A 16,965-nucleotide genomic window follows, 5' to 3' on the forward strand; every position below is an offset into this window, starting at 1 on the left:
TCGGGGAAAGACACGCAACCGCGACACGCCCACCCGATGTCGGGCACGGGCCATAGACTGACCTGGCTATGGCCACCTCTGATTCGTTCGTGCACCTGCATAACCACACCGAGTACTCGATGCTCGACGGTGCCGCCAAGATCAACCCGATGATCGCCGAGGCGCAGCGGTTGGGGATGCCGGCGGTCGGCATGACCGACCACGGAAACATGTTCGGGGCCAGTGAGTTCTACAACGCCGCCACCGAGGCCGGCATCAAACCGATCATCGGGGTCGAGGCCTACGTGGCGCCGGGGTCGCGGTTCGACACCAAACGGGTCCGGTGGGGCGATCCCAGCCAGAAGAGCGACGACGTGTCCGGCAGCGGCGCCTACACCCACCTGACCATGGTCGCCGAGAACGCGACCGGGCTGCGCAACATGTTCAAGCTGTCCTCGCTCGCGTCGTTCGAGGGTCAACTGGGCAAATGGTCACGCATGGACGCCGAGATCATCGCCGAGCACGCCGAGGGCATCATCGCGACCACCGGGTGCCCGTCGGGGGTGGTGCAGACCCGGCTGCGGCTCGGCCAGTACCGCGAGGCACTGGAAGCGGCGGGGACGTGGCGGGAGATCTTCGGGGCGGAGAACTATTTCCTGGAGGTGATGGACCACGGCCTGGAGATCGAGCGGCGGGTCCGCGACGGCCTGCTGGAGATCGGCCGCACCCTCGGCATCCCGGCGCTGGCCACCAACGACTGCCACTATGTGACCCGCGAGGCCGCCCAGGGCCACGAGGCGCTGCTGTGTGTGCAGACCGGAAAGACCCTGTCGGATCCGACCCGGTTCAAATTCGACGGCGACGGCTACTACCTGAAGTCGGCGGCCGAGATGCGGGCACTGTGGGACGACACCCTGCCCGGCGCCTGCGATGCCACCCTGCTCATCGCCGAACGGGTGTCCTCCTACGCCGACGTGTGGACGCCGCGCAACCGGATGCCGGTCTTCCCCGTTCCCGACGGCCACGACCCGGCCTCCTGGTTGCGTCACGAGGTCGACGCCGGGCTGGCCGCCCGATTCCCCGACGGGGTACCCCCCGGCTACCACGAACGGGCCGGCTACGAGATCGAGGTGATCTGCAACGCCGGGTTCCCGTCGTACTTCCTGATCGTCGCCGACCTGATCGGCTACGCGCGCTCGGTGGGGATCCGGGTCGGTCCCGGCCGTGGTTCGGCGGCGGGGTCGCTGGTCGCCTACGCGCTACGGATCACCGACATCGACCCGATCCCGCACGGGCTGCTCTTCGAACGGTTCCTCAACCCCGAACGCACCTCGATGCCCGACATCGACATCGACTTCGACGACCGCCGCCGCGGGGAAATGGTGCGCTACGCCGCCGAGAAGTGGGGGCATGACCGGGTGGCGCAGGTGATCACCTTCGGAACGATTAAAACCAAGGCCGCACTGAAGGATTCGGCGCGGGTACACTACGGGCAGCCCGGCTTCGCGATCGCCGACCGGATCTCCAAGGCGTTGCCGCCGCCGATCATGGCCAAAGACATTCCACTGTCCGGGATCACCGACCCCACCCATGAGCGCTACAAGGAGGCCGCCGAGGTTCGGGGACTGATCGACACCGACCCCGATGTACGCACCATCTACCAGACCGCGCTGGGCTTGGAAGGTCTGGTCCGCAACGCCGGGGTGCACGCCTGCGCGGTGATCATGAGCTGTGAGCCGCTCATCGACGCGATCCCCCTGTGGAAGCGGCCCCAGGACGGCGCGATCATCACCGGGTGGGACTACCCGTCGTGTGAGGCGATCGGCCTGCTGAAGATGGACTTCCTGGGGTTGCGGAACCTCACCATCATCGGCGACGCAATCGACAACATCAAAGCCAACCGCGGCATCGACTTGGACCTCGATACGGTGCCGATGGACGACCCGGCGACCTACGAGTTACTCGGCCGCGGAGACACATTGGGGGTCTTCCAGCTCGACGGCGGCCCGATGCGCGACTTGCTGCGGCGCATGCAGCCCACCGGTTTCGAGGACATCGTCGCGGTCCTCGCGCTGTACCGGCCGGGCCCGATGGGCCAGAACGCCCACAACGACTACGCCGATCGCAAAAATGGGCGCCAGCCGGTCACCCCCATCCATCCCGAACTCGCCGAGCCGCTCGAGGAGATCCTCGCCGAGACCTACGGTCTGATCGTCTACCAGGAACAGATCATGCGGATCGCGCAGAAGGTGGCCGGGTACTCGCTGGCCCGAGCCGACATTCTGCGCAAGGCGATGGGCAAGAAGAAGGCCGAGGTCCTCGAGGCCGAGTTCGAGGGATTCTCCGAGGGCATGCAGGCCAACGGGTTCTCCGCCGCGGCGATCAAAGCACTGTGGGACACCGTGTTGCCGTTCGCCGGCTACGCGTTCAACAAGTCCCACGCGGCCGGCTACGGGCTGGTGTCCTACTGGACGGCGTACCTGAAGGCCAACTTCGCGGCCGAATACATGGCGGGACTGTTGACCTCGGTCGGCGACGACAAGGACAAGGCGGCGATCTACCTGGCCGACTGTCGCCGGTTGGGGATCACCGTCATGCCCCCCGACGTCAACGAGTCCGGGCTGGTGTTCAACTCCGTCGGCAGCGACATCCGCTACGGCCTGGGGGCGGTCCGCAACGTCGGCGCCAACGTGGTGAGCTCGTTGATCGCCAGCCGCACCGAGAAGGGCAAGTTCACCGACTTCTCCGACTATCTGCACAAGATCGACGTCGCCGCCTGCAACAAGAAGGTCACCGAGTCGTTGATCAAGGCCGGGGCGTTCGACTCCCTCGGCCATCCCCGCAAGGGCCTGTTTCTGGTGCACACCGACGCGGTCGACTCGGTGCTGGGCACGAAGAAGGCCGAGGCGATGGGTCAGTTCGACCTGTTCGGCGGCGGTGATGATTCCGGCGACAACGACGCGGTGTTCACGATCAAGGTCCCAGACGAGGAGTGGGAGGACAAACACAAGCTCGCCCTGGAGCGCGAGATGCTCGGGCTGTACGTGTCGGGCCATCCGCTGACCGGGATCGCCCACCTCTTGGCCGCCCAGGTCGACACCGCGATCCCGTTGATCCTGGAGGGCGCGGTGCCCAACGACACCCAGGTGCGGGTGGGCGGCATCCTCGCCTCGGTGAACAGGCGGGTCAACCGCAACGGGATGCCGTGGGCCTCAGCACAGTTGGAAGATCTCACCGGGGGCATCGAGGTGATGTTCTTCCCGCACACCTATTCGGCGTTCGGCGCCGAGGTCGCCGACGACGCGGTGGTGTTGGTCAGCGGTAAGGTGCGCAACCAGGACGACCGGATCTCGCTGATCGCCAACGAACTGGTGGTCCCGGACTTCTCGGCTGCGGCCGCCGACCGGCCACTGGCGGTGAGCCTGCCCACCCGGCAATGCACCCACGACAAGGTCAGCGCACTCAAACAGGTACTCACCCGCCACCCGGGCACCTCGGCGGTGCGGCTGCGCCTCATCTCCGGAGAGCGGGTCACCGTGTTGGAATTGGACTCCGCGCTGCGGGTCACCCCGTCCTCGGCCCTGATGGGCGATCTGAAGGCGCTGCTCGGGCCGAGCTGCCTCAGCGGCTGACCGACGCGGCCGGCACCGTCACCGCGACGATCGCGCTGTCCGGCCAGAGCCTCGTCGCGGTGAGCCGCCGCAGCTTCTCGCGCCACGGCAACCCGCGATGGACGTTGACGATCCCGGGCAGCCGGAGCAGCGGCACCACGTTCCACTGCCAACCGTAGCGGCGATGCAGCATCCGGTTGGCGTGCTCGGCCTCGGCTCCGCGCAGGATTCTCGCCCGACCGGTCGTCGTCGGCGCGTCGGGGCGGACCCGGCCACGGTGGTCGCAGACGGTGAGTGCCACGACCGGGTTCGCCGTCAACCGACGCGTTTTCGGGCCGATCTTGGTGCGCAACAGCACCGTGTCACCGTCGAGGAGGAACCACACCGGGGTGTCCACGGCGCGGCCGTCTCGGCGGTAGCTGCGCAACAGCAGGTAGCGGCCCTGCGACAGCGGGTGGGCGGAGTCGGCCGTGGAAAGAGGGGGAGGGCACGAACGGATGGTCATGACCGCAGTCAACGCCTTAAAGTTGACTTGAAGTCAAGGGTCCGCTGCAGGGGGAGGTCCTCGTGACCCAGTTGAGCATCGGCGAGGTGGCCCGGCGTGCCGGGGTGGCGGCGAGCACGCTGCGATACTACGAGCAGATCGGCGTGCTGGTGCCGCCGACTCGCGTCTCCGGGCAGCGCCGCTACCCGGAGACGGTGCTGGCGCGGCTGCGGGTGATCGGGTTGTGCAAGATCGCCGGGTTCACCCTGCCGGAGATTCGGGTGCTCGTCGCCGACGAGGAACCGGGGCGGCCGGCGAGCCGGGCGCTCGGTGCGGCCAAGCTCGCCGAGATCGACACCCGTATCGCAGCCCTGCGGGAAGCCCGTGCCGTCGTGGCCTGGGGCCTGCGCTGCACGTGCCCATCGATCGACGCCTGCACCTGCGGGGTGCACCCGCCGCTCGGCGCGGTCACCGAGGGGTCATCCCGGCCGTGATGACCCGTGGGGCGGAGTCGGCCCCACGGTGGTGCGCGTCAGCCGTCGGCCGGTTCGGTCGCCGGCTCCTCGGCGTCTTCGGCATCCTGGGCGGGCGCCTGCTCAGGGGTGGCGGCCGCATCCGGCGACGTGCCGATCGGCGGCGGGGCCTGCGCCGGGTCGAGCACCGCGTCGATGATGTAGATCTGCGCGTTGGCCGCCGAGATGCCCCCGCAGACGTTCTTGGCGGTGTCGTTGACGGTCACGTCGCCGCCCTTGCCGTCGACCTTGATCGGCGCGCCGTCCTGGGTGGGCCACTGCCCGTGCACCTGGTCGGGGCCGAGCAGGCCGAGGAACGCGTGGTAGTAGCCGAGCTTGGTCACCGCGGCGGGATCTGCGGTGATCGCGTCGAGCCGGCCCGGCTCCATGGCGGCGAACGCCTCGTTCGACGGCGCGAACACCACGTAGGGGCCGTTGTTGAGCACCGGAACGATGTTGGCGGCCGGGTTGGCCTGCCCGGAGATCAGCGAGTTGAACGTGGAGATGTCCGGGATCCCGGCGAGCACGGTGCCCACCGGCTGGCCGGCGAAGTCCTTCCAGTCCGGCACCGCGGCCTTGAAGGCGTCACAGCCCGGACCCTGCGGATCGGGGACCGGCGCGCTCGGCTTCGGCTCCGGCTCCGCGGCCGCGGTACCGATGACCAGCGGCGAGACGGCCACCGCGGCGACCGCCGCCAGCCCGGCGGCCCTCCGCCAGGGGTGCCCCGACGCCTTACCTGACCCGATCTTCACAGTGAGCTCCTTCATCAGTGTGGCCGACACGATCCGGTGTCGTGATTACCCAACAGCGAAGTCGCGCGGGGCGGCCCCGACGTTACCGGGTCAGCCGCCGGCCGCGATGACCGCCTCGACACGCCGATCGCGGACACCGGCTCGATGAAATGGCCGCCTCGGCGCGCGTTGCGCCGCTAGCGTCGAGGTCATGGAGGCCCCCGCCACGACCACGCTGGAGGTCCGCGCCGACGGTGAGCGCGGCACGATCATGCTCAACCGCCCGGACAAGCTCAACCCGCTGGGCACGGTGACGTTGCGTGAACTCGTCGCCGTGGCGCGGTGGTTCGACGAACAACCGCAGGTGAAAGTCGTCGTGATCGGCGGTCACGGCAGGGCGTTCAGCGCCGGTGCCGACCTGGCCGCGTTCACCGCGGTGGACTCCGACACCGCCGCCCTGCGCGCCGCCGCCGACGCCGGGCGCCAGATGGCCGAGGCGATCGAGGCGATGACCGCGGTCACGGTGGCCCGCATCCACGGTCACTGCGTGGGCGGGGCTCTGGTGCTGGCCGCGGCCTGTGATCTGCGGGTGGCCGCCGAGGACGCGCGGTTCTCGATTCCCGAGGTGGACCTGGGTATCCCGTTGGCGTGGGGCGGGATCCCGCGGCTGGTCCGCGAGATCGGCCCGGCACTGGCCAAGGAGTTGGTTTTGACCTGCCGCCCGTTCGACGCCGCCGAGGCGAAGACGGCCGGGTTCCTCAACCGGGTCGTGCCCGCCGGCGACCTCGACGCCGCGGTCGAGGAGTTGACCGCGGCACTGGTCACCAAATCGGCGATGACCCTGAGCGCCACCAAACGTCACACCAATGCCGTGACCGCCGGGATGGTCGACCCGGGACGGGCGTGGAACGACGCGGACAGTCTGCTCGCCGCGATGAACGACACCGAATCCCGCCGGGCCGCAGCACAGTATCTGGCCAACCGCGATCTGGCCAACCGCGCCGCGGGGACGACACGATGAGCGCCGCACCCCGCACCGTCTGCGCGGCGTTCCAGACGGTGGCGGCGACCGACCCCGACGCGGTGGCGCTGCGCACCGTGGGCGACACCGAACAGCTCACCTGGCGCGAGTACGCCGAGCAGGTGCGCGCGGTCGCCGCCGGGCTCGACGGACTGGGGGTGCGCCGCGGCGACACCGTGGCGCTGATGATGGCCAACCGGATCGAGTTCTATCCGCTGGAGGTCGGCGCCCAACACATCGGGGCCACCGCGTTCTCGGTGTACAACACGCTGCCGGCCGACCAGTTGCGCTACCTGTTCGACAACGCCGGGACCGCACTGGTGTTCTGCGAGGCTCAGTACGTCGAACGGATCCTCGCCAGCGGCGCGCCGCCGCAGCATGTGGTCTGCATCGACGGTGACCGCGGGCAGGTGCCCGCCGGAGCGATGTCGATGGACGAACTGCTCGCCGCGGCGCGCCCGGATTTCGACTTCGAGGCCACCTGGCGCGCGGTGACCCCCGACGACGTCGTCACGCTGATCTACACCTCCGGCACGACCGGCAACCCCAAGGGTGTGGAGATGACCCACGCCAGTCTGCTGTTCGAGGCCGACGCGATGAACCGGGTGCTCGGCATCCGCTACGGCGACCGGACCACCTCCTATCTGCCGTCGGCCCACATCGCCGACCGGCTGATGGCGCTGTACAACCAGGAGATCTTCGGGGTGCAGGTCACCACCGTCGCCGACCCGGCCGCGATCGCGGCCGCCCTGCCCGACGTGCGCCCGACCGTCTGGGCGGGGGTGCCGCGGGTGTGGGAGAAACTCAAGGCCGGCATCGAGTTCGCCGTGCAGGCCGAGACCGACCCGCAGCGCCGCGACGCGCTGGGGTGGGCGCTGTCGGTGGCCGCGATGAAAGCCGACGCGCTCATCGCCGGCACCGACCTCGACGCCGAGACCGCCGGGCAGTGGGAGCAGGCCGACGCGCTGGTGCTGGGCGCGTTGCGCAGCAAGCTCGGTCTGGACCAGCTGCGGTGGGCGGCCTCCGGGGCTGCGCCGGTGCCCAAGGAGACGCTGGGGTTCTTCGCCGGGCTGGGCATCCCGATCACCGAGGTGTGGGGGATGTCGGAGCTCAGCTGTGTGGCCTCGGTGGCCCATCCCGATGAGGCGCGCCCCGGCACCGTCGGGCGGTTGCTGCCCGGGCTGGAGTCCCGCATCGCCGACGATGGGGAGTTCCTGGTGCGCGGCCCGCTGGTGATGCGGGGCTACCGCAAGGAGCCGGCCAAGACCGCCGAGGCGATCGACCCGGACGGCTGGCTGCACACCGGGGACATCTTGACCTGCGACGACGACGGCTATCTGCGGATCGTCGACCGGAAGAAGGAGCTGATCATCAACGCCGCCGGCAAGAACATGTCGCCGGCGAACATCGAGAACGCGATCCTGGCGGCCTGCCCGCTGATCGGCTCGATCGTGGCGATCGGGGACGCCCGCCCCTATGTGACCGCGCTGCTGGTGTTCGACGCCGATGCGGTCGGCCCGCTGGCCGCCCGCTACGGCCTGCCCGACGCGTCGGCGGGTGCGCTGGCCGCCCACCCGGAGGTGCTGGCCACCCTGGCCGCGGGGGTGGCGGCGGGCAACGCGACACTGTCGCGGGTCGAGCAGATCAAACGGTTCCGCGTGCTGCCGACGCTGTGGGAGCCCGGCGGCGACGAGATCACCTTGACGATGAAGAAGAAGCGACGGCCCATCACCAGCAAGTACGCCACCGAGATCGACGAGCTCTACGCCGACCCGCCCGGTCCGCAGATCCACCAGCCGGCCCCGGGGCAGCCCTGAGCACCACCACGGTGGTGACGTTCGGGCACGGCACCGCCGATTCCGCGGAGATCACCACGCTGCTCCGGGGTGCGGCGGTGACGCAGCTGGTGGATGTGCGCACCGCCCCGGGCAGCCGGCACAACCCCGATTCGGGCCGCGAGGCGATGGCGCAGTGGCTCCCGGCGGCGGGGATCGGCTACCGCTGGGAGCCACGGCTGGGCGGGTGGCGCCGCGGCGGGGACTCCGGACCGGACGTGGCGCTGCGCAACGCGTCGTTCCGGTCCTACGCCGGCTACATGCGCAGCGAGGAGTTCCGCGCCGGCATCACCGAACTGCTCGACGGCGCCGTACGCGAGCAGACCGCGATCATGTGCGCGGAGACGGTGTGGTGGCGCTGCCACCGCAAGCTGGTCGCCGACTATCTGACGCTGGTCTGCGGGATCGAGGTCCGCCACCTGATGCACGACGGGGCGCTACGGGCCCACCGGCCCACCGCCGAAGCTCGCGTCGACGGCGCGGCGTTGGTCTACGACCGGGCCGTCGAGGAGCCCTGACGCGGTGCGCCGCGCACCGCGGCCAGTGCCACCCAGACCGCCGCGGCGACCGCGGCACCGCTGAGCACCGCCGGGGCGGCCGTGCCGGTGACCGCCGCGACCAGCACCAACGTCAGCATCCCGGCGGCCAGCGCGAGGAGCTTGTGCGCCGGCCACGGCACCCCGGCGACCGGGATGTCGGTGCGCAGCAACTCCGGGGTGGTCATGCCTACGACGATAACTCGTAACCGCGATTTCGGCCAGCCGAAACACTGCGGACGGGTTCCCGGTGTCGGCGGCGGCGCATAGGCTGGGGCGATGCCCCTCTCCGGTGAATACGCCCCAGGCACGTTGGACTGGTCCCGCCGCAATGCCGAGACGATCATGGCCTCCGGCGGCACCGAGGGCACCGAACTGCGCGGCATGCGCGTGGTGCTGCTGACCAGTGTCGGCGCCAAGACCGGCAGACTGCGCAAGACCCCGTTGATGCGGGTCGAACACGACGGGTGCTACGCGATCGTCGCGTCGCTCGGCGGAGCCCCCAAGCATCCGGTCTGGTACTACAACGTCACCAAGAACCCGCGGGTGGAGCTGCAGGACGGCACCTCCGTCGGTGACTACGACGCCCGCGAGGTGTTCGGCGAGGAGAAGGCGCTGTGGTGGGAGCGCGCGGTGGCGGCGTTCCCCGACTACGCCGACTATCAGAAGAAGACCGACCGCGAGATCCCGGTGTTCGTGCTGACCCCGGTGCGCTGAACCCGCCGCGCGGTGGCACCATTGACCGGTGTCTGCCGAACCGACCGTGACCGCCGGGTCCGCCCCGGTGACCGCCGCGGACGTGCGCGCCGCGGCCGAGCGCATCGATCCGGTCATCACCCGCACCCCGCTGCAGTTCAGCGATCGGCTGTCGGCGGCCACCGGCGCCGACGTCTACCTCAAGCGCGAGGATCTGCAGTCGGTGCGCTCCTACAAGCTGCGCGGCGCCTACAACCTGCTGGTGCAGCTGTCCGACGCCGAGATCGCCGCCGGGGTGGTGTGTTCCTCGGCGGGCAACCACGCCCAGGGCTTCGCCTACGCCTGCCGTTCGCTGGGGATACGGGGGCGCATCTACGTGCCCGGCAAGACACCCCGGCAAAAACGTGACCGGATCCGTTACCACGGCGGGGAGTTCATCGACCTGATCGTCGGGGGAGCCACCTACGATCAGGCCGCCGAGGCGGCGCGCGCCGATGTGGAGCGCACCGGGGCGACGCTGGTGCCGCCGTTCGACGATCCGCGCACCATCGCCGGGCAGGGCACGATCGCCGTGGAGATTCTCGACCAGCTCGACGGCGAACCGGATCTGGTGGTGGTGCCGGTCGGCGGCGGCGGCTGCATCGCCGGCATCACCAGCTATCTGGCCGAGAACACCGACCACACCGCCGTACTGGGGGTGGAGCCGGCGGGCGCGGCCTCGATGATGGCGGCGCTGGCCGCCGGGGGACCGGTCACCCTGGGCGAGGTCGACCAGTTCGTCGACGGCGCGGCGGTCAACCGCGCCGGGGAGGTGCCCTACCGGGTGCTGGCCGCCGCCGGCGACATGGTGTCGTTGACCACGGTCGACGAGGGCGCGGTGTGCACCGCGATGCTGGAGCTGTACCAGAACGAGGGCATCATCGCCGAGCCGGCGGGCGCGCTGTCGGTGGCCGGGCTCACCGAGGCCGACCTCGAGGCCGGGACGACGGTGGTCGCTCTGATCTCCGGCGGCAACAACGACGTCTCCCGCTACGGCGAGATCCTGGAGCGCTCGCTGGTGCATCTGGGACTCAAGCACTATTTCCTGGTCGACTTCCCGCAGGAGCCCGGCGCGTTGCGCCGCTTCCTCGACGAGGTGCTCGGCCCCGACGACGACATCACCCTGTTCGAGTACGTCAAGCGCAACAACCGGGAGACCGGGGAGGCGCTCGTCGGCATCGAGTTGGGGTCCGCTGCCGGCCTGGAGGGCCTGCTGGCCCGGATGGCCGCCTCCCAATTGCACGCCGAACGCCTGGAGCCGGGTTCGCCGGCCTACCGGTATCTGACCTGATCACCGATGCCGGGCGGTCCGCAGGATCGCGAACGACTGCCCGTCGACGGTGGTCGCCTCGGCGCCCAGAGTCGGTGGCGCCCAGGCGGTGACGACCTCACCGGTCACCGGGACGGTCGCCGGTGTCTCGCCGAGGTTGGCGATGATCGCCAGTGCGCCGCGGTGCACCACGATCCATCGGGCCGCCTCGTCGACGTCGATGCGCATCCGCGGCAGCCACGGGTCGGCCAGGTCGGCGTCGGTGTGGCGCAGCGCGATCAGGTCGCGGTAGCAGCGGTAGAGCCGGGCGTGTTCGCCGCTGCTCAGCTCGCCCCAGTCCAGTTTCGATCGCTGGAAGGTCGCCGGGTCCTGCGGGTCGGGCACGGTTTCGGCGTCCCAGCCGTGCTCGGCGAACTCGCGGCGGCGGCCCTCGACGGTGGCGCGCGCCAGCTCCGGTTCGGGGTGAGAGCTGAAGAACTGGAACGGGGTCCCCGTGCCCCACTCCTCGCCCATGAACAGCATCGCGGTGTAGGGGGAGGTCAACACCAGCGCGGCGCTGAGCGCCAGCTGACCGGCGCTCAGCGTGGCCGACGGCCGATCACCGAGCGCACGGTTGCCGACCTGGTCGTGGGTGCAGGTGTAGGCCAGCAGCGCGGTGGCCGGGATGCCGGTCTCCGCGGTGGTGTCCAGGGGCCGGCCGTGGCGGCGGCGCCGGAACGACGAGTAGGTGCCGGCGTGGAAGAACCCGTGGCGCAACGTGGTGGCCAGGGTCTGCAGCGACCCGAAATCGGCGTAGTAGCCCTGCCGTTCGCCGGTGACCGCGGCGTGCAGGGCGTGGTGGATGTCGTCGTCCCACTGGGCGGTGAGCCCGTATCCGCCGGCGGCGCGCGGGGTGATCAGCCGCGGGTTGTTGGCGTCGCTCTCGGCGATCAGCGTCAACGGCCGTCCCAGCGTGTCGGCGAGCCGGTCGGTCTCGCACGCCAGCTCTTCGAGCAGGTCGATCGCGGTGGTGTCGACCAGCGCGTGCACCGCGTCGAGGCGCAGCCCGTCGGCGTGGAAGTCACGCATCCAGCGCAGCGCGCAGTCGAGGATGTACCGGCGCACCTCGTCGGAGTCGGGGCCGGCGATGTTGATGCCCGGCCCCCACGGGTTGGCGTGCTCGGACTGGTAGGGGCCGAACCGGGGCAGATAGTTGCCCGACGGGCCCAGGTGGTTGAAGACCGCGTCGATGAGCACCGCCAGCCCGCGGGCGTGGCAGGCGTCGACGAACGCCACCAGCCCGTCGGGGCCCCCGTAGGGTTCGTGCACGGCGTACCAGAGCACACCGTCGTAGCCCCAGCCGCGGTCCCCGGCGAACGCGTTGACCGGCATGAGCTCCACGGCGTCGACCCCCAGGTCGACGAGGTAGTCGAGTTTGTCGATCGCGGCGGTGAACGTGCCCGCGTCGGTGAAGGTGCCGATGTGCAGCTCATAGAGGACCCCGCCGCGCAGGTCGCGGCCGGTCCATCCCTGATCGGTCCAGCGCGCCGCGCCGGCGTCCCACCGCTGCGACGGGGCGTGCACCCCGTCGGGTTGGCGCGCCGAGCGCGGGTCGGGCAGCACCTGCGGGTCGTCGTCGAGCAGGAAGCCGTAGCGGGCGTCGGGGGCTGCCGGCACCTCGGCGTGCCACCAGCCGCCGACGGTCGCGGTCATCGGATGGGTCGCCCCGGCGACTTCCAGGGTGACCACCCCGGGTTTGGGTGCCCACACCGCGAACTCAGCCATCGGTGCGCTCCAGTGCCACCGCGGGCAGCGTCGCGAACAGCGTGCCCGCCGCGACCGTGCCCCGGTGGCGGGCTCCGCTGATCGCGTCGGTCCAGGTGCCGGCGGGCAGCCGCAGCGCGGTGTCGGCCCAACCGGCGGCGGCCAGGCGCACCGTGAGGCGGGGGACGGCGACCAGCACGTCGGCACCGCGGCGAAACGCCAGCAGATGCGCCGCCGCGTCACCGGCGGCGAGCACCGGACGGTAGTCGCCGTCGGTGAAATCCCTAGGGTGGCGGCGGCGCACGGCCAGTGCGGCGCGCACCACCTGCAACTTGGGGTGCCCGCCGGTGCCCAACTCCCGGCGCCGCGCAGCGAAATCGACCGGGCGCCGGTTGTCGGGGTCGACGAGGCTGTCCTCCCACAGTTCGGTGCCCTGGTAGACGTCGGGGATCCCGGGCACGGTCAGCGCCAGCAGCTTCTGGGCCAGGCCGTCGCTGGCGGCGTGCGGGGCGATCTCGGTGGCCAGCGCGGTCAGCTCGGCGGCGGCCGGGCCGTCGATGACACGATCGAGCCAGCCGGTCAGGGCGGTCTCGAACTGCTCGTCGGGGTCGGCCCAGCCGGTGTGCCGGTCGGCTTCGCGGGCAGCCTTGCGGGCATAGTCGCGGAGCCGTTCACGCAAGGTGGCGCTGATCGGACCGTCCGGCGGCCACACCCCGATGAGGTTCTGCCACAGGAAAAGTCCGGTGTCGACAGCGGGGCTGGGGGCGAGCTGCTCGCAGCGGCGCACCACCTCGGCCCACCGCCGCGGCATCTGGGAGAGCACGCTGATGCGTGCCCGCACGTCCTCACCGCGTTTGGTGTCATGGGTGGACAGGGTGGTCATCGCCTGCGGCCAGTGCCGCGCCCGCAGGGTGTTGGCGTGATGGAATTCCGCGACGCTGACGCCGAACCGCTGCGGATCGCCGCCGACCTCGTTGAGCGACACCAGCCGCGCATCGCGGTAGAACAGGCAGTCCTCGACCGCCTTGGCGGTGGCCGCCCCGCACAGCTGCTGCAACCGCGCCCCGGCGGTGCCGTCACCGGCCAGTGCGGTGGCGATCACCGCCAGCGACGTCGCCAACCGCGGTGCCGCCGCGGCGGTGTGGGCCAGCGCGGTCGGCAGCATCGCCGCCAGCCCCGGGTAGTCGCAGCGGTACACCCCGATGCGGGCCACCAGCGCGGCCAGGGCCTGCGCCAGCTGCGGGTCGTCGGTGCCGGCCTCGGCGGACACCGTGCGGCGCAGCCGGTCCAGTTCGCTGGCGAGGGTGTCGCTCACCGCGGCGGTTTTGAGCGCGGCCACCGGTTCGGGCTCGGCCGCGGCGGCCAGCGCGGTGAGATCGGCGGCACCGGCGGGGTCGACGAAGACCCCGCCGATGAGCCGCAGCGCGTCGTAGCCGGTGGTGCCGGCGATCGGCAGGGTCGGCTCCAAAGCCTCGTCGGCGGCGAGGATCTTCTCGATGACGATCCAGGCGCGCGGGCCCAGCAGGGCCCGCAGCCGCCGCAGGTAGCCGACCGGGTCGGTGAGCCCGTCGGGATGGTCGATGCGGACCCCGTCGACGAGGTCCTCGGCGAACCAGCGCGCCACCTCGGCGTGGCAGGCGTCGAAGACCTCCGGGTCCTCCTGACGCAGCGCCGCCAGGTCGGTGATCGAGAAGAACCGCCGGTAGCCGCAGATCCCGCGGCGCCAGCCCACCAGGCGGTAGTGCTGGCGGTCGTGGACCGCCGCGGCGCTGCCCGCGCCGGTGCCCTCGGCGATCGGCCAGCAGCGCTCCCCGAGGCGCAGCACGTCGCCGTCGACGCGCAGGTCCTCGGCGTCGGAGTCGGAGCCGAGCACCGGCAGCACGATGCGGCCGCCGTCGAGGTCCCAGTCGATGTCGAAGAACGCCGCGTACGGTGAGCCCCGGCCGGCCCGCAGCACGTCCCACCACCACCGGTTCTGCTCGGGGCGGCCGACCCCGAGGTGGTTGGGCACGATGTCGACGATCAGTCCCATGCCACGGGCTCGCGCCGCAGCGGACAGCCGGGCCAGGCCGTCGGGGCCGCCGAGGGCGGGGGAGACGCAGGTGGGGTCGGTGACGTCGTAGCCGTGGCTGGATCCGGTGACCGCGGTCAGGATCGGCGACAGGTACAGGTGGCTGACGCCCAACTCGTCGAGGTAGTCCACCAGGGCTGCGGCGTCGTCGAAGTCGAAGCGCTCGCCGCTGTCGGCACCGCGCAACTGCAACCGGTAGGTGGACAGCACGCGGGTGATCATCGGCTACGACGTCTTGCGTAGCACGATCAGCGAACGACCTGGGATCTCCAGGGCCGCACCGGCGTCGACGACCGCGTCGCTGGCCCCGACCGGGTCGTTGGTGTCGAGTGCGCCGGTCCATTGCCGGGCGTAGCCGTCGTTGGGGGTGACGAACTCGACCGGTTCGTAGTGGGCGTTGAAACACAACAGGAACGAGTCGTCGACGACCCGCTCGCCGCGGGCGTCGGCTTCACGGATCGCCTCACCGTTGAGGAAGACCATCACGCATTTGCCGAAATGGGTGTCCCAGTCCTGCTGGGTCATCTCCTGGCCGGCCGGTGTCAGCCAGGCGATGTCGCGGATCTCGTCGCCGCTGCGGATGGGTCGGCCACGGAAGAAGCGGCGACGGCGGAACACCGGGTGGTTGCGGCGCAGGGCCGTCGCGGTGCGCGCGAACGTCAGCAGGTCGGCGTTGGCCGTCTCCAGCGACCAGTCCATCCAGGACAGCTCGGAGTCCTGGCAGTAGACGTTGTTGTTGCCCTGCTGGGTTCGGGCCATCTCGTCGCCGTGGGCGATCATCGGGGTGCCCTGGCTGACCATCAGGGTGGCGAAGATGTTGCGCATCTGCCGGCCCCGTAGCGCCTCGATGTCGGGGTCGTCGGTGGGCCCCTCGACCCCGCAGTTCCAGGAGCGGTTGTAGCTTTCCCCGTCCTGGTTGTCCTCGCCGTTGGCCTCGTTGTGTTTCTCGTTGTAGCTCACCAGATCCCGCAAGGTGAATCCGTCGTGGCAGGTGACGAAGTTGATCGAGGCGCCCGGGCGGCGCCCGGTCGCCTCGTAGAGGTCCGACGACCCGGTGAGGCGGGAGGCGAACTCCCCGAGGGTCTCCGGTTCGCCGCGCCAGTAATCACGAACTGTGTCACGGTATTTGCCGTTCCATTCGGTCCACAGCCCCGGGAAGTTACCCACCTGATAGCCGCCTTCGCCGACGTCCCACGGCTCGGCGATGAGTTTGACCTGGCTGACGATCGGGTCTTGCTGCACCAGGTCGAAGAACGCGCTGAGCCGGTCCACCTCGTGTAGCTCGCGGGCCAGGGTGGAGGCCAGGTCGAAACGGAAACCGTCGACGTGCATCTCGGTGACCCAGTAGCGCAGCGAATCCATGATCAGCTGCAAGGTGTGCGGGTTGCGGGCGTTGAGGCTGTTGCCGGTTCCGGTGAAATCCCGGTAGTAGCGCGGGTCGTCGTCGAGGCGGTAGTAGGCGGCGTTGTCGATGCCGCGGAAGTTGATCGTGGGCCCGAGGTGGTTGCCTTCTGCGGTGTGGTTGTAGACGACGTCGAGGATGACCTCGATGCCGGCCTGGTGGAAGGCGCGCACCATCGCCTTGAACTCGGCGACGGCCCCACCGGCGCTGCGGTTGGCGGCATACCCGTGGTGCGGGGCGAAGAACCCGAAGGTGTTGTATCCCCAATAGTTTCGCAACCCCATATCCAGCAGGCGACGATCGTGCATGAACTGGTGTACCGGCATCAACTCGATCGCGGTGGCGTTCAGCGATTTGAGGTGCTCGATGATCGCGGGGTGGGCGAGCCCGGCGTAGGTGCCGCGCAGATCCTCCGGAATGTCGGGGTGGGTGGCGGTCATGCCCTTGACGTGGGCCTCGTAGATGACGGTCTCGTGGTAGGGGGTGCCCGGCGCCCGATCGGCGGCCCAGTCGAAGAACGGGTTGATCACCACGCTGGTCATGGTGTGCCCCAGCGAGTCGATCATCGGCAGGGCGGTGTCCTCGCCGGTGTCGGCACCGTCGGACTCCCCGGTGTCCATCGGGTAGGAGAACAGTGCCGGGCCGAAGTCGAAGTCGCCGTGGAACGCCTTGCCGTACGGGTCCAACAGCAGCTTGCTCGGGTCGCAGCGGTGACCGGCGGCCGGGTCGTAGGGGCCGTGCACCCGGTAGCCGTAGCGCTGGCCGGGGCCGATCGTGGGCAGGTAGGCGTGCCAGACGTAGCCGTCGACCTCATCGAGGCGAACGCGGGTCTCGGTGCCGTCCTTGCCGATGAGGCAGAGTTCCACCTTCTCGGCGACCTCGGAGAACAACGCGAAGTTCGTGCCCGCCCCGTCGTAGGTGGCCCCCAGCGGGTACCGGCGGCCGGGCCACACGCTCGGCGCGGGTGTGGGCGGCGCGGCAGTCTCGCTGGGGGTCATGGACCGACCCTATCCGCGACGGAAGCGGGCCGTACGG

Annotated in this window: 13 protein-coding genes; 7 read left to right on the plus strand and 6 right to left on the minus strand. The window is 70.4% G+C overall.

All coding sequences use genetic code 11. The annotated features are described in order from the left end of the window. The first annotated feature begins 68 nt into the window (after nt 1-68). Nucleotides 69-3,611 (plus strand): DNA polymerase III subunit alpha, encoded by a 3,543-nt coding sequence (gene dnaE / locus B8W67_RS00515; protein WP_069392275.1) that lies wholly within the window; start codon nt 69-71, stop codon nt 3,609-3,611. Here dnaE and B8W67_RS00520 read toward each other — a convergent pair. Continuing rightward, complete coding sequence (locus B8W67_RS00520) at nt 3,601-4,095, minus strand: PPOX class F420-dependent oxidoreductase (protein ID WP_085301766.1); 495 nt, start codon at nt 4,093-4,095, stop codon at nt 3,601-3,603. The two genes, dnaE and B8W67_RS00520, sit on opposite strands and share 11 nt — an antisense overlap. Nucleotides 4,096-4,157: 62 nt before the next feature. On the opposite strand from B8W67_RS00520, the gene B8W67_RS00525 reads away from it, so the two are divergent. Beyond that, nucleotides 4,158-4,568 (plus strand): MerR family transcriptional regulator, encoded by a 411-nt coding sequence (locus B8W67_RS00525; RefSeq protein ID WP_069392276.1) that lies wholly within the window; start codon nt 4,158-4,160, stop codon nt 4,566-4,568. 38 nt (nt 4,569-4,606) lie between these two features. Here the strand turns inward: B8W67_RS00525 and B8W67_RS00530 are convergent, their stop codons facing one another. Continuing rightward, nucleotides 4,607-5,338: a fasciclin domain-containing protein gene (locus B8W67_RS00530; RefSeq protein WP_372507469.1), complete on the minus strand. Its 732-nt coding sequence runs from the start codon at nt 5,336-5,338 to the stop codon at nt 4,607-4,609. Between the two features lie 190 nt (nt 5,339-5,528). On the opposite strand from B8W67_RS00530, the gene B8W67_RS00535 reads away from it, so the two are divergent. Genes B8W67_RS00535 through B8W67_RS00545 form a run of 3 tightly spaced genes read left to right on the plus strand, consistent with a single transcriptional unit; the run spans nt 5,529 to nt 8,691 of the window. Beyond that, nucleotides 5,529-6,338, plus strand: coding sequence for an enoyl-CoA hydratase/isomerase family protein (locus tag B8W67_RS00535; RefSeq protein ID WP_069392277.1), 810 nt, complete (start codon nt 5,529-5,531; stop codon nt 6,336-6,338). Beyond that, nucleotides 6,335-8,155, plus strand: coding sequence for a fatty acid--CoA ligase FadD11 (gene fadD11, locus B8W67_RS00540; RefSeq protein ID WP_085301768.1), 1,821 nt, complete (start codon nt 6,335-6,337; stop codon nt 8,153-8,155). The genes B8W67_RS00535 and fadD11 overlap by 4 nt, the downstream gene beginning before the upstream one ends. Nucleotides 8,156-8,166: 11 nt before the next feature. Then, nucleotides 8,167-8,691: a DUF488 domain-containing protein gene (locus B8W67_RS00545; RefSeq protein ID WP_234793896.1), complete on the plus strand. Its 525-nt coding sequence runs from the start codon at nt 8,167-8,169 to the stop codon at nt 8,689-8,691. Here the strand turns inward: B8W67_RS00545 and B8W67_RS00550 are convergent. Next, nucleotides 8,664-8,897 carry a hypothetical protein gene (locus B8W67_RS00550; RefSeq protein WP_069392279.1) on the minus strand — a complete coding sequence of 78 codons (234 nt, stop codon included), beginning with the start codon at nt 8,895-8,897 and terminating at the stop codon, nt 8,664-8,666. The genes B8W67_RS00545 and B8W67_RS00550 overlap by 28 nt on opposite strands. 91 nt (nt 8,898-8,988) lie before the next feature. Here B8W67_RS00550 and B8W67_RS00555 point away from each other — a divergent pair, with 91 nt between their 5' ends. After that, entirely contained in the window at nt 8,989-9,426 is a 438-nt protein-coding gene (locus B8W67_RS00555) for a nitroreductase family deazaflavin-dependent oxidoreductase (RefSeq protein WP_085301770.1), read from the plus strand. A 28-nt stretch (nt 9,427-9,454) separates the two neighbouring features. Beyond that, entirely contained in the window at nt 9,455-10,735 is a 1,281-nt protein-coding gene (gene ilvA, locus B8W67_RS00560) for a threonine ammonia-lyase IlvA (RefSeq protein WP_085301772.1), read from the plus strand. Here the strand turns inward: ilvA and treZ are convergent, their stop codons facing one another. From treZ to glgX, 3 genes are read right to left on the minus strand one after another with little or no spacing between them, the layout of a single operon-like run. Then, entirely contained in the window at nt 10,736-12,478 is a 1,743-nt protein-coding gene (treZ, locus tag B8W67_RS00565; RefSeq protein ID WP_085301774.1) for a malto-oligosyltrehalose trehalohydrolase, read from the minus strand. Beyond that, on the minus strand, nt 12,471-14,750 hold the full coding sequence (gene treY, locus B8W67_RS00570) for a malto-oligosyltrehalose synthase (protein WP_085301776.1): 2,280 nt from the start codon (nt 14,748-14,750) through the stop codon (nt 12,471-12,473). Before treY ends, treZ begins: the two co-directional genes overlap by 8 nt. A 3-nt stretch (nt 14,751-14,753) precedes the next feature. After that, a complete protein-coding gene (glgX, locus tag B8W67_RS00575; RefSeq protein ID WP_085301778.1) occupies nt 14,754-16,928 on the minus strand; it encodes a glycogen debranching protein GlgX in 2,175 nt (724 codons plus the stop codon). Between the last annotated feature and the right edge of the window lie 37 nt (nt 16,929-16,965).

The sequence above is a fragment of the Mycolicibacillus koreensis genome (assembly GCF_002104795.1).
Taxonomy (GTDB): domain Bacteria; phylum Actinomycetota; class Actinomycetes; order Mycobacteriales; family Mycobacteriaceae; genus Mycobacterium; species Mycobacterium koreense.

Bases quoted from the DNA above. Each gene is read 5' to 3' on its own strand.
- dnaE (WP_069392275.1), top strand. From the start codon at position 69: ATGGCCACCTCTGATTCGTTCGTGCACCTGCATAACCACACCGAGTAC.
- B8W67_RS00520 (WP_085301766.1), bottom strand. From the start codon at position 4,095: ATGACCATCCGTTCGTGCCCTCCCCCTCTTTCCACGGCCGACTCCGCC.
- B8W67_RS00535 (WP_069392277.1), top strand. From the start codon at position 5,529: ATGGAGGCCCCCGCCACGACCACGCTGGAGGTCCGCGCCGACGGTGAG.
- fadD11 (WP_085301768.1), top strand. From the start codon at position 6,335: ATGAGCGCCGCACCCCGCACCGTCTGCGCGGCGTTCCAGACGGTGGCG.
- B8W67_RS00550 (WP_069392279.1), bottom strand. From the start codon at position 8,897: ATGACCACCCCGGAGTTGCTGCGCACCGACATCCCGGTCGCCGGGGTG.
- B8W67_RS00555 (WP_085301770.1), top strand. From the start codon at position 8,989: ATGCCCCTCTCCGGTGAATACGCCCCAGGCACGTTGGACTGGTCCCGC.
- treZ (WP_085301774.1), bottom strand. From the start codon at position 12,478: ATGGCTGAGTTCGCGGTGTGGGCACCCAAACCCGGGGTGGTCACCCTG.
- treY (WP_085301776.1), bottom strand. From the start codon at position 14,750: ATGATCACCCGCGTGCTGTCCACCTACCGGTTGCAGTTGCGCGGTGCC.
- glgX (WP_085301778.1), bottom strand. From the start codon at position 16,928: ATGACCCCCAGCGAGACTGCCGCGCCGCCCACACCCGCGCCGAGCGTG.